The organism is Stenotrophomonas sp. AR029, assembly GCF_047520695.2.
Taxonomy (GTDB): Bacteria; Pseudomonadota; Gammaproteobacteria; order Xanthomonadales; family Xanthomonadaceae; genus Stenotrophomonas; species Stenotrophomonas sepilia.
This window is the reverse complement of record NZ_JAXBQQ020000001.1, coordinates 305,066-316,843: the sequence shown is the minus strand read 5'-3', so window position 1 is coordinate 316,843 and position 11,778 is coordinate 305,066. Positions and strand designations below refer to the sequence as shown.

General features: G+C 66.7%; 11 protein-coding genes. 6 read left to right on the top strand and 5 right to left on the bottom strand.

Annotated features, from left to right (window positions below):
- Positions 1 to 65: 65 nt before the first annotated feature.
- Positions 66 to 500, top strand: coding sequence for a hypothetical protein (locus ACM0PB_RS01495; protein ID WP_065196629.1), 435 nt, complete (start codon positions 66 to 68; stop codon positions 498 to 500).
- On the opposite strand, the gene ACM0PB_RS01490 is transcribed toward ACM0PB_RS01495, so the two are convergent.
- On the bottom strand, positions 487 to 780 hold the full coding sequence (locus tag ACM0PB_RS01490) for a hypothetical protein (RefSeq protein ID WP_065178276.1): 294 nt from the start codon (positions 778 to 780) through the stop codon (positions 487 to 489). The two genes, ACM0PB_RS01495 and ACM0PB_RS01490, sit on opposite strands and share 14 nt — an antisense overlap.
- A 95-nt stretch (positions 781 to 875) precedes the next feature.
- The gene (locus ACM0PB_RS01485) at positions 876 to 2,003 is read right to left on the bottom strand and encodes an MFS transporter (protein ID WP_065196630.1); all 1,128 of its coding nucleotides are present in this window, start codon (positions 2,001 to 2,003) and stop codon (positions 876 to 878) included.
- Between the two features lie 90 nt (positions 2,004 to 2,093).
- Between ACM0PB_RS01485 and ACM0PB_RS01480 the strand changes: the two genes are divergently transcribed.
- Entirely contained in the window at positions 2,094 to 2,882 is a 789-nt protein-coding gene (locus tag ACM0PB_RS01480; RefSeq protein WP_065178278.1) for an AraC family transcriptional regulator, read from the top strand.
- Positions 2,883 to 2,998: 116 nt separating this feature from the next.
- On the opposite strand, the gene ACM0PB_RS01475 is transcribed toward ACM0PB_RS01480, so the two are convergent.
- The 3 genes from ACM0PB_RS01475 to ACM0PB_RS01465 are packed head-to-tail and all read right to left on the bottom strand — an operon-like array spanning position 2,999 to position 6,408.
- On the bottom strand, positions 2,999 to 4,621 hold the full coding sequence (locus ACM0PB_RS01475; protein WP_065178279.1) for a pseudouridine synthase: 1,623 nt from the start codon (positions 4,619 to 4,621) through the stop codon (positions 2,999 to 3,001).
- A complete protein-coding gene (gene scpB / locus ACM0PB_RS01470; RefSeq protein WP_053497859.1) occupies positions 4,614 to 5,489 on the bottom strand; it encodes an SMC-Scp complex subunit ScpB in 876 nt (291 codons plus the stop codon). The genes ACM0PB_RS01475 and scpB overlap by 8 nt, the downstream gene beginning before the upstream one ends.
- Before the next feature lie 13 nt (positions 5,490 to 5,502).
- A complete protein-coding gene (locus tag ACM0PB_RS01465) occupies positions 5,503 to 6,408 on the bottom strand; it encodes a segregation and condensation protein A (protein ID WP_005417635.1) in 906 nt (301 codons plus the stop codon).
- Between the two features lie 374 nt (positions 6,409 to 6,782).
- Between ACM0PB_RS01465 and ACM0PB_RS01460 the strand changes: the two genes are divergently transcribed.
- The 4 genes from ACM0PB_RS01460 to ACM0PB_RS01445 all read left to right on the top strand — a co-directional run bounded on the left by ACM0PB_RS01460 (position 6,783) and on the right by ACM0PB_RS01445 (position 11,674).
- Positions 6,783 to 7,082 carry a YciI family protein gene (locus tag ACM0PB_RS01460; protein WP_005417634.1) on the top strand — a complete coding sequence of 100 codons (300 nt, stop codon included), beginning with the start codon at positions 6,783 to 6,785 and terminating at the stop codon, positions 7,080 to 7,082.
- A complete protein-coding gene (locus ACM0PB_RS01455) occupies positions 7,079 to 7,354 on the top strand; it encodes a BolA family protein (RefSeq protein ID WP_005417632.1) in 276 nt (91 codons plus the stop codon). Before ACM0PB_RS01460 ends, ACM0PB_RS01455 begins: the two co-directional genes overlap by 4 nt.
- A 148-nt stretch (positions 7,355 to 7,502) precedes the next feature.
- Positions 7,503 to 8,540 (top strand): LacI family DNA-binding transcriptional regulator, encoded by a 1,038-nt coding sequence (locus ACM0PB_RS01450; protein ID WP_005417630.1) that lies wholly within the window; start codon positions 7,503 to 7,505, stop codon positions 8,538 to 8,540.
- Between the two features lie 77 nt (positions 8,541 to 8,617).
- Positions 8,618 to 11,674, top strand: coding sequence for a TonB-dependent receptor (locus ACM0PB_RS01445; protein ID WP_049414530.1), 3,057 nt, complete (start codon positions 8,618 to 8,620; stop codon positions 11,672 to 11,674).
- The last annotated feature ends 104 nt before the right edge of the window (positions 11,675 to 11,778 follow it).

Genomic DNA, 11,778 nt, shown 5'->3' with positions numbered 1-11,778 from the left:
GCATCCAACGTGCACGCGCGCGCTGCTAGATTCGCCGGCAGTCCGACCGAACTGGAAGTCCTGCCATGAACAAGCCCTTCGCCCTGCTGCTGGCCCTGTCTGCTGCCACGCTGGCCCCTGCTGCACACGCCGCCGGCAATCTCGATTGCCAGCTGCGCTACAACCTGTCCGGCTGGTCGCTGATCTACAAGACCGCCTCCGGCAATGGCACGGTCACCTGCAGCAATGGCGCCAGCATGCCGGTGCGTATCGAAGTGAAGGGCGGCGGCCTGACCGTGGGCAAGTCGAAGATCACCAATGGGCGTGGCAGCTTCACCGGCGCGGTCAGCGTCAACGAGCTGCTGGGCACCTACGCCTCGGTCGGTGCGCATGCCGGCGCAGTGAAATCCAGCAATGCGCAGGTGATGACCAAGGGCGACATCTCGCTGGCCCTGTCCGGCACCGGCAAGGGCTGGGACCTGGGCGTGGACGGCGCTGCCTTCACCATCAGCCGGCGCTGAGGCGCGTCGGCTCGGCAATTCCCCAGCTGATGCGGATGTAGTGCTGTTCGGAGTCGCTCAACAGCCGTTCGACATCGAAACCATTCTTCAGCAATTGTGCGACCGCGTCTTCGACGAGCTGCTCGCTGGCCATTACCTGGCTGAAGCCGAACACGATGTAGCGACGGCCATTTTCCGAGCCGGCCTGGATGGCGTTGTCGAGGTCGCGGTAGAACAGCTCGATCGGGCGCTTGGCGGCGTCAGCATTGGCGCGGGCCTGTTCGGCGGTGATGGTGATCATGGGCATCTGCCTTGGGTGGGACAGCGCGCACGATAGCCAGCGAATCAAAGCCGTTCCCGGAAGCCGCGCACAGTGCGCTCCATTTGCAGCAATTCCTAGGTCGCAGCGGGACGCCGTCGCTGCAACCACAAGGCCAGCAGGCCACACACGATGAGCGTCGGTCCCAGCAGCTGCACTGCACCGACCAGCGCCATTGCCGCACCGATCAACAGGTAGTAGAGCAGGCCGAACAGCGCGCCTGCGCTGCCGAGACAGTGTGGATAGCCGCGCAGGGCCTGGCCGAGCACATTGGGAATGGCCAGGCCGAAGCCCGTCACCACTGGGACCATCGCCGCGACCAGGGCAGGGTGATCATGCAGCAACGCGGCCAGCAAGCCTCCCGTGAGGACCAGGCCTGCGGCGATGCGGATGCGCGTTGTTGTGGCAACGCCTGCACGCAGCAGGCGGCCATTGCCCCACGCGCCCAATGCCGAGCCCAGTGCCAGCACCGCGCCGCTGGCGCCGAACCAGACGGCGGGCCAGTGCAGGCGCGCAAACACGAAGGGGCCGAGTACATACCAGCTGTACATCGCCACGTTGAACGCCGTCACCAGCAGCGCCTGTGACCAGATCCAGCGATCGCGCAGCAGTTGCCGCAGCAGCGGCAGCATGGGCGTGTGCGGGATATGTGCAGGGCGGCTTTCACGCAGGCCCGCCAGGCATGCGACTGCCAGCAGGGCAGCGATCAGCAGCAGGCCGGACTGTACGCCGACGTAGCCATGGGCGGCGACCAGCAGCGTGCCCAGTGCAAGGCCGATGGCCGGACTCAGGGCCAGGGCCATGCCGATCCAGGAGAATGCCTGCGCCAACGCCGGCCCCTGCAGATGGTCGCGCAGCACGGTCTGGGTGACCACCGAAGCGGAGGCGGCGCCGACCGCAGCCAGCGCTTGGGCCAGCAACACCGGGCCGAAGCTGCCAGCCAGCAGGCCGCACAGTGCAGCCACGGCAAAGACGCCGAGGCCACAGAGAAGGGCCGGGCGACGACCGATACGATCAGCCAGGCGCCCCCACAGCAGCACGCCTGCAGCGAAGCCGAACAGATACAGGCTCATGGCCTGGCTGGCGGTACCCGGCGGCAGGGCGAAGCGTTTGGCCAGATCGGCCAGGGCCGGGCTGTACAGGGTCTGCGCCAGCTGGGGAAACATCAGCAGCGCGATGGTGAGCAACAACAGGCGACGCGACATGCGGGCGCTCCACGAACAGGGCCGCGCATTGTGGTCGCGCCTGCAATGGCGCACTCTCTGCATCCTGTCATTGGATATATGAAATCGGACATGGCCTGGTTGCAGCCGGACACGCCCTTCGACGCTGATGCCTGGAGCGCTCCGGTGCTGGGGATCGCGGCGTCACTGGCGGATCACGATTCGGGTTGGCACCAGCATGCACGTGCGCAGCTGCTCTACACCCGGCAGGGCTGTACGCGCCTGACCTACGGTGATCGCATCAGCCTGCTGCCGCCTGCGCGCGCGGCGTGGATTCCGGGCGGGCTGCGCCATCGCGCGCAGATGCGCCAGGCGGTCGACTACCGTTCGTTGTACTTCGACGCCACCCTGTCGGCCCAGCTGCCCCGGCAACCGGCGATCATCGGCGTAGGTCCGCTGCTGCAGGCCTTGCTGGAGCCGATCGCGCAGGCACCATTCGACCATGACTGGCAATTGCCGCGCGCACACCATCAACTGGCGTTGTGCGTGCTGGAAATCGCCGCTGCACCGGTGGCGCCGATGGACCTGCCTTTGCCGCGTGATCCACGCATTGCACGTTGCCTGCCGCTGGCCGAACAGGTGCCGCCCGAACTGGGCGAGCTGGCCGAGCGCGCGGGTCTGAGCGTGCGCACCATTGGCCGGCTGATGCAACGTGATACCGGCATGGGCTATCAGGCCTGGCGCCAGCAATGGCGCCTGATGCGGGCCATGGAGCTGCTGCTGCTCGGGCATCGCGTCGCGCATGTGGCGCAGGACACTGGCTTCTCCGCCGAGAGCCCGTTCATCGCCTTCTTCCGCAGCATGGCCGGCACCACGCCCGCCGCTTTCCAGCGCCACGCAAAAGGGGACGGAGGGGATTAAGTCGTTTTCGCCACGCCATGTGTCGAAGGGGCGAAAACGACTTAATCCCCTCCGTCCCTTTTTTAAAGAAAAACCCCGGCCTGGGCCGGGGTTTCTCATTTCAGCGTGGCCTGTGATCAGCCGCCGCGCGGGCCGCTACGGCGCGGGCCGCCGGGACCGCGGTTGCCACCGGGGCCACGGTGGCCCCCCGGACCGCCGGGACCACGGCTACCGCCCGGGCCACGGTTGCCACCACCACCCGGACCACGACCGCCCGGACGGGCGCCCTGTGCCGGCTTTGGGCTGCCATACGGGTTGAAACCCGGGGTTGCATGGTCGGACGGGAAGCTCGGGGCGTTGCCCGGATGACCGTACGGGTGCTTGTTGCCCTGGCCCTGCGAGCGGTTGCCGGCACCGGCCGGACGACCCTGACCGCCTGCGCCGCCACGGCCTTCACCACCGAAACCGCCACGGCCCTGGCCGCCACCGGCGCCCGGGCCCTTCGGCTTGCCGTACGGACGGCCTTGGCCGCCTGCGCCCGGACCACGGGCACCCGGGCCACGTGCGCCCGGGCCGGCATTGCGATGGCCGCTCGGGCCGGTGCTCACGCCATCGGGCACGTACCAGGTGCGGAACGCGGCCGGATTGCCTTCCGGCAGCGAACGGTCATTCTTCGGCGCGCGCTGCTTGAACGGCTTCTGCGACTGCTTGGCCGCTGCTTCACCGCTGACCGTCAGGCCGCCCTTGAAGCCGCCACCCTTGCCGCCGCGACCACGGCCGCGGTCTTCGCGGACGTTGTCGAAACGGCGCAGCTCGCGACCTTCGTCAGCGGTGTTGTGGCCATTGACGTAGGCATTGCCGCGGCCACCTTCGCGCACGCGCACGGTGGTCTTTGCGGCGCGGCGCTGGCCGATCACCGGCTGCAGCGTCAATGCCGACGGAGCGCCTTCTTCCAGCTTCAGCTGCGCACGCAGCGCTTCCACCTGAGCGGTGCCCAGTTCCACCGAATGGCCACGGGCCAGTTCGCGCGGCAGGCTCACCTTGCCATAGCGGGTGCGCTTCAGGCGGCTGACCTGGCAGCCCTGCGATTCCCACAGGCGGCGCACTTCGCGGTTGCGGCCTTCCTTCACCACGACGCGGAACCAGTCGTGAGAATCGGTGCCGCCGATGCGTTCGATCTCATCGAACTTGGCCGGACCGTCTTCCAGTGCGACGCCACGGCTGAGGCGGTCGACGATGGCGTCGGAGACCTTTTCCTCGCCTTCCGGTGCACGCACGCGCACCACGTACTCGCGCTCGACCTCGAACGACGGGTGCATCATGGCGTTGGCCAGCTCACCGTCGGTGGTGGCCAGCAGCAGGCCGGTGGTGTTGATGTCCAGGCGGCCGATGGCGATCCAGCGCGCGCCCTTCAGCGGCGGCAGCGACTCGAACACGGTCGGGCGGCCTTCGGGATCTTCGCGGGTGGTCACCTGGCCTTCCGGCTTGTTGTAGACCAGCACGCGCGACGGCTCGGCCAGGGCAGTGGCGACGAAGCCGCGGCCATCCAGTTCGATCCTGTCGCCGCTCTTGACCGACATGCCGGTCTGCGCGACTTCACCGTTGACCTTGACCAGGCCTTCGGCGATGCGCTGTTCCAGCGCGCGGCGCGAGCCGAGGCCGGCCTGGGCCAGCACCTTGTGCAGGCGCTCTTCCAGCTTGAACTGTTCGGAGGTGGCTTCGCGCTTCAGCGAGAGCTTGTTACGGGGGGTGTCACTCATCAGTTTTGCTCCGGCCGACGGTTTCGAGGTCGGCCTCTGGTTCGGAATCGGCTTGGTCAACAGCCACGGTCGTCATCGCGACGGCGTTGTCTTCGCGTTCGTTCACTGGCACCGCGCGCTCGCCCGGCGCGGAATCGGGGTGCCCATCATCGAGGGGCGAAGGTGCTTGCTCATCGGAGGCCGATGCAGGGGCTGCATTGGCGGAATCGGGGGTGTCACTGCCGGCCAGGCCGGCGTCATCGTTCGCGGCAACGCCATCGGCGCTGGCCGAGATGTCCGGACCCTCGGCACCGGCCACGGCCGGTGCATCACGATCCAGGGCCAGCTGCGGTTCCAGCTCGCCCAGGTCCTTCAGTTCCGACAGCGGCGGCAGTTCGTCCAGCCGCTTCAGCCCGAAGTAGTCCAGGAAGCCCTTGGTGGTGCCGAACAGCGCCGGCTTGCCGGGCACGTCGCGGTGGCCGACCACGCGGATCCATTCGCGTTCTTCCAGCGCCTGGATGATGTTGCTGCTGACCGCCACGCCGCGCACCTGCTCGATCTCGCCGCGGGTGATCGGCTGCCGGTAGGCGATCAGCGCCAGGGTTTCCAGGGTGGCGCGGGTGTAGCGGGTCTTGCGTTCGGTCCACAGCCGGCTGATCCAGCCATGTACTTCGCTGGTGACCTGGTAGCGGAAGCCGGAGGCGACCTCGACCAGTTCCACGCCACGACCTTCGCAGGCCTCGCGCAGGCGCTCCAGCGCACGTTCGATGCTGCCCGGCGGTGCCGGTTCCTCTTCCGGAAACAGGTCCTTCAGCTGGGCCAGGGTGAGTGGCTGGCTGGAGGCCAGCAGGGCACCCTCGACAATGCGGTCGATCAGCGATTGATCCATCGGCAGTCAGCGCTCACTCGTTGGCATTGGCGGCGTCGTTGTCGTCAAACTCGCTGCTGAACTGCAGCGGCGCGTTGGTGTTGCCAGCAGCCAGCGACTTCACGTAGATCGGCGCCAGCGGTTCTTCCTGGACGATGTCCAGCAACTGTTCCTTGGCCAGTTCCAGCACTGCGAGGAACGTGACAAGCACGCCCAGCTTGCCTTCTTCGGCGGTGAACAGCCCTTCAAAACGATAGAACTTGCCGTCTTCCAGGCGTCCCAGTACTTCGCCCATGCGTTGCCGCACACTCAGTGCTTCGCGCTTGATGGCGTGGCCGCTGAACAGCTCGGCGCGCTTGAGCACGTCGTGCAGGGCCAGCAGCATTTCCTTCAGGTCCACCGGCGGCGGCAGCTTCACCGTGGCGCGCTCGGGCATGAAGGCATGCGCCACCGTCGTGTCGCGGTCCTGGCGGGGCAGGGCGTCGATGTCCTCGGCGGCCTGCTTGAAACGTTCGTACTCCTGCAGCCGGCGCACCAGCTCGGCGCGCGGGTCGGCCTCATCGCCTTCCTCGCTGACCGGGCGCGGCAGCAGCATCCGCGACTTCACCTCGGCCAGGATCGCGGCCATCACCAGGTACTCGGCCGCCAGCTCGAAGCGCAGCTCGCGCATCACGGTGATGTATTCCACGTACTGCCGGGTGATTTCGGCCACGGGAATGTCCAGCACATCCAGGTTCTGGCGGCGGATCAGGTACAGCAGCAGGTCCAGCGGGCCTTCGAAGGCGTCCAGGATGACTTCCAGCGCGTCCGGCGGGATGTACAGGTCCTGCGGGATCTGCAGGACCGGTTGCCCATGCACCACGGCCAGCGGCATTTCCTGCTGCTGGGGGGCGGGCGGCCGGGTTGGCGGGTTCGCGTCGAGCGCGAGTTCGGAAGTCATCTAATGGACATCAGGATTGCAACGGACCAGTCGCGGCACCGGGTTCGCCGGGCCAACGCCACGGAGCCCCAGGGCACCAGACGCGCCGGGATCGGCGCGATTCCACACATATCAAACAGCAGGACGCGCCGCAGTAAACGGCAGCGACAGAACTACGGGGAGGTCGTCTACGTGGCCCGGCCAGGTGGTCCGGTTTGAAGCAGCGGATCTGTCGTCGGGGGCTGCGTGGCCGCAGAAACCAACGGGCTGCTGCATCCAGCCACGTGCAATGGAGTCTAGGGTAAGCCTTTGCTGCGCCAGTGTCCAGCCGGACCGGGGCAGGGGCTGCATTGGCTAGAATCGGCGGACCCGACAATGCAAGCGAGGAAATGCCGGTGTGGTATGTGATCGAAGGGTATGACGGCCAGGATGTGCTGGCGCAGCGGCTGCAGGCGCGGCCGGAGCATCTGGCGCGGCTGCATGCGCTGCGCGACGCGGGACGCCTGCTGCTGGCCGGGCCGTGCCCGGCGGTGGACAGTGAAGACCCGGGCCCGGCCGGTTTCAGCGGTTCGGTGGTGATCGCGCAGTTCGAGTCGCTGCCGCAGGCCCAGGCCTGGGCCGATGCCGACCCGTACGTGGCTGCAGGCGTCTACACCCGCGTGCAGGTCCGCCCGTTCCGCAAGGTGCTGCCGTGAACGCGGAACGGATCGAGCGGATCCGTGATGCGCTGCAGCAGGCGCTGGCGCCGAGCGTGCTGGAGATCGAGGACGATAGCCATCGTCACGCCGGCCATGCCGGTGCGCGCGACGGGCGCGGCCATTTCAACGTGCATGTGGTCAGTGAGCGCTTCGCCGGGCTGGGGCCGCTTGCCCGGCACCGCGCGGTCTATGCCGCGCTGGGGTCGATGATGGAGACCGATATCCACGCGTTGTCCATCCGCGCGCAGACCCCGTCAGAACAGGGCTGAGCCCTTGTCCCACGCTGTCCTGGCGGGTCCTTCATGGCCTCGCCACGGACAGGTTTTCATGTCCATTTCGGGACATTCGCCTAACGGACTGTTTACAAGCCTGGATGGAAACGCTTACATTCCGCGCCAATGCTGGTAGGTCCAAGCCGTGGAGGGCGGCTTCGTGAACAAGGCAGCTATCACAATCAAAGACGTCGCACGCGAAGCCCGGGTCTCCGTGGCCACGGTTTCCCGCGCGCTCAACGGGCATGAAAATGTCGCCGAACCGGTCCGCCAGCTTGTGCTGGAGGTGGCCGCACGGCTGCGTTACACCCCGCACGCCGCCGCCCGCAGCCTGAGCAGCCGCCGCACCAATACGGTGGGCGTGGTGCTGCCTGACCTGTACGGCGAGTTCTTCTCCGAGCTGATGCGCGGCATTGACGGGGTGGCCCGCAACCGCCGCCAGCACCTGCTGGTGTCCAGCTACCACGGTGACCAGGAACAGCAGGGCGCCGCCCTGCGTGCCATGCGCGGCCGCGTCGACGGCCTGCTGGTGCTTTCGCCCTATGCCGAGAGCCCGGGCTTCCTGACCGACAACCTGCCGCAGTCGTTGCCGACGGTGTTGATCAACACCTATCTGCCCGGGCAGGACCACCCGGTGCTGAGCATCGACGACCACGCCGGCGCAATGGCGATGACCCGCCACCTGCTGGATGCCGGCCACCGCCGCATTGCCTTCATTTCTGGTCCGGACCTCAACTTCGACGCGCGCGAGCGCCTGCGCGGCTTCCGTGACGCGCTGGCGGCTTCTGGCGGTGGCGCCGAAGGCATCGAGTTGCCCGGTGATTTCGACGAAGCTTCCGGCCATCGTGCCGGTCAGGAGTTGCTGGCAGCCGGAGCGCTGCCCGATGCCGTATTCGCCGCCAACGACATGATGGCCCTGGGCTGCCTGTATGCGTTCACGCAGGCAGGGGTCCGCGTCCCGGCCGATGTGGCCTTGGCGGGTTTCGATGACATTCCACTGGCGCGTTTCGTCCACCCGTCGCTGACCACCATGCAGGTCAGCATCGCCGAGCTCGGCGACCGGGCCATGACGCGCCTGATGCAGTTGATGGACGGCACCTCCACGGATGGGGCAGGGGACAAGCAGACCCTGGTTCCCCGCTTGATTGTTCGCGATTCCACCACTCCGCCATCCGGCCGTTGAAGCCAGAGGCGTTTCTTCTTTTTTTGACTGATCGCAGGGACCGCGCAAGCGGTTACCGCCACCCGGAGATTGAGTTGATGATGCATACCACCTTCCGCATGCCGGCGCGCCGGCTGCTGAGCACCGCTCTGGTCAGCTGCCTGATGCTGGCTGCCGCCCCGAACGTCATGGCGCAGTCGGCCAACGCCAGCCTGCGCGGCCAGGTTGCCGGTGCCCAGGCCGGCACCGAAGTGACCGCCACCAACGTCGCCACCGGTACCGTCCGCCGTGGCACCATCCGCGCCGACGGCAGCTACTCGCTGATGGGCCTGGATCCGGGCACGTACAACGTGGTCGCCAACGGCCAGACCCAGAAGGTCACCGTCACCGTGGCTTCGACCGCGACGCTGAACTTCGCTGGCGCAGCCAGCAGCACCCCGGGCTCGACCGCGGCCACCAACCTGGACACCGTCAACGTTGTTGCGCCGACCCTGCTGCAGGAAGTGCGCACCTCCGAAGTTGGCAAGACCGTCAGCCTGCAGCAGATCCAGACCACCCCGCAGGTGTCGCGCAACTTCCTGGAGTTCGCCGACGCGGTGCCGGGCCTGATCTTCACCCGCGATGCCAAGGGCAACACCTCGCTGCGCGGCGGCGCAACCAATGCAGATGGCACCAACGTCTACATCGACGGCGTCGGCCAGAAGAGCTACGTCAAGGGCGGCGGCGTGGCCGGCCAGTCCGGCAGCGCCGGTAACCCGTTCCCGCAGCTGGCCATCGGCGAATACAAGGTCATCAGCGGCAACTACAAGGCCGAGTATGGCCAGGTGTCGAGCGCCGCCGTGACGGCTGCGACCAAGTCCGGCACCAATGAGTTCAAGGGTGAGGCGTTCTACCGCTACACCGATGAAGACATGCGTGCCAAGACCCCGGCCGAGCGCCAGGGTGGCAAGGAGAAGATGGTCTCGGCCGAGAAGGAATACGGCTTCGCCCTGGGTGGCCCGATCATCCAGGACAAGGCGCACTTCTTCGTGACCTACGAAGCCAAGCGCTTCGACCTGCCGGTCACCATCGCGCCGGATGGCGCGGTCACCGGCGCTGCCGGCCTGCTGCCGCCGGCCGGCGCCGCCGGCCTTGGCCCGGCCAGCCAGCCGTTCCAGCAGGACCTGATCTTCGGCAAGATCGACTTCGAGCCGACCGACAACGATCGCATCGAGCTGACCTTCCAGGACCGCGACGAAACCCAGTCGCAGTTCAGTGGCCAGACCTCGCCGGAAGCCGGCCGTGAAGTGGTCAACACCGACCGTCGTTACGCCCTGCGCTGGAACCACAGCGGTGAGCGCTACTACAACGAGTTGATGGTCACCCACGAGGATTCGTTCAACAACCCGACGCCGCTGACGCTGGCCAACGGCATCACCTACACCGCACCGGACGGCCCCGAAGACCGCACCATCGTGAAGATCGGTGGCGCCTCGGCACTGGATTCGCAGGTGAAGGGCCAGAAGGGCTGGTCGATCGAAGACAACCTGACCCTGGATGGCATCCAGTGGGCCGGTGACCACACCATCAAGATGGGCGTGAAGTACAAGCAGATCGACCTGTACGCATCCGATGCGGCGCAGATCAATCCGACCTTCACCTACTCGCTGGGCGATCCGGACTTCCCCGATTCCATTCCGTACAAGGCGCAGTTCGTCAAGCCGGTGACCGGCGTGACCGGCGTGTCCGGCGAAGTGCGTTCGAAGTCCAAGCAGTACGGCGTGTTCATCCAGGACGACTGGCAGGTCAACGATCACCTGCAGCTGAACATCGGCCTGCGCTGGGACTACGAAAAGACCCCGTCCTACCTGGACTTCGTGACCCCGCAGCAGGTGGTCGACGCCATCTATTCGCAGGATCCGCGCGCTCCCGCCGGCCAGACCTATGCCGATTCGCTGGCACTGGGCGGCCTGGACATCAGCGACTACATCAGCAACGGTCACAACCGCAAGGCATTCAAGGATGCCTGGCAGCCGCGCCTGGGCTTCTCGTATGACATCAATGCCGACGAGCAGCACGTGATCCATGGTGGTGCTGGTCGTTCCTACGACCGCGACCTGTTCGACAACCTGCAGCTGGAAACCACCAAGCTGGCCCTGCCGCAGCCGACCATCTACTTCCGCAACCCGGCCACCGGCGCCTGCATCAACGGCCAGGCTGCCTGCTATGACTGGAACCCGAACCTGCTCAACGGCATCGGCAACCTGCAGGCACTGGTCGGCGCGACCAGCAATGCCGGCCTGGAAGTGGACCTGCTGAACAACAAGCTGAAGGCGCCGTACTCGGACCAGTTCAGCCTGGGCATGAGCAACCAGATCGGCGACTGGCTGACCGACGCCACCATCGCACGTACCCTGAGCTACGACGGCTTCGCCTTCACCTTGGGCAACCGTTATCCGACCGGCCAGTTCTTCGATGATCCGCGCCTGTGCGGTGGCACCTCCCCGGGCCTGAGCCAGGCCTGGAGCTGCAACGTACCGGGCTTCGGCAGCCTGATCATCGGCCAGCAGGGCATCAAGACCCGTGCCACCCAGGTCCTGCTGTCGGCGCAGAAGCCGTTCACCAAGGAAAGCGGCTGGGGCACCTCGATCGCCTATACCTGGACCACCGCGCGCCACAACCGCGACATCAACGAGAAGTACGCCTTTGATCGCGGTCTGATCGGTGACTACCCGACCATCCGCTCCAACGGCGCACCGCGCCACCGCCTGGTGGTGACCGGTTCGTACGCGGGCTTCTGGGGCATCACCTTCGGCGGCAAGATCACCCTGGCCACCCCGACCGCCGTCAACGACTGGTACCCGGTGATGCAGGCCAGCGGCTACACCCTGCCGACCCCGCAGGCGGCCGTGCCCAACGCAACCGGCAAGTTCCTGGTGGGTGGCAAGATCTTCGGCTACCGTTCGGTCGACCTGCAGGCGACGAAGACGTTCAAGCTGGCGGGCAACACCGAGCTGTACGCCCGCCTGGACATCATCAACGTGTTCAACTTCGACAACTTCTCCACCTACAACTACGTCAAGACCAACGGCAAGCTGCAGGCCAGCTACAACGAGACCGGCGACATCATCGGCACTCCGCGCCAGGTCAAGGCCGAAGTGGGCTTCCGCTTCTAAGCGGCGCCGCCTGTTGCTGTATCCGATGCCGCCGGTCCGCCGGCGGCATCGATTGTGTGAGAACGGCAATGGCCGGCCCCGTGCCGGTCCATTGGCCACGCCGC

Bases quoted from the DNA above. Each gene is read 5' to 3' on its own strand.
- ACM0PB_RS01495 (WP_065196629.1), top strand. From the start codon at position 66: ATGAACAAGCCCTTCGCCCTGCTGCTGGCCCTGTCTGCTGCCACGCTG.
- ACM0PB_RS01490 (WP_065178276.1), bottom strand. From the start codon at position 780: ATGATCACCATCACCGCCGAACAGGCCCGCGCCAATGCTGACGCCGCC.
- ACM0PB_RS01485 (WP_065196630.1), bottom strand. From the start codon at position 2,003: ATGTCGCGTCGCCTGTTGTTGCTCACCATCGCGCTGCTGATGTTTCCC.
- ACM0PB_RS01480 (WP_065178278.1), top strand. From the start codon at position 2,094: ATGGCCTGGTTGCAGCCGGACACGCCCTTCGACGCTGATGCCTGGAGC.
- ACM0PB_RS01475 (WP_065178279.1), bottom strand. From the start codon at position 4,621: ATGAGTGACACCCCCCGTAACAAGCTCTCGCTGAAGCGCGAAGCCACC.
- scpB (WP_053497859.1), bottom strand. From the start codon at position 5,489: ATGGATCAATCGCTGATCGACCGCATTGTCGAGGGTGCCCTGCTGGCC.
- ACM0PB_RS01465 (WP_005417635.1), bottom strand. From the start codon at position 6,408: ATGACTTCCGAACTCGCGCTCGACGCGAACCCGCCAACCCGGCCGCCC.
- ACM0PB_RS01445 (WP_049414530.1), top strand. From the start codon at position 8,618: ATGATGCATACCACCTTCCGCATGCCGGCGCGCCGGCTGCTGAGCACC.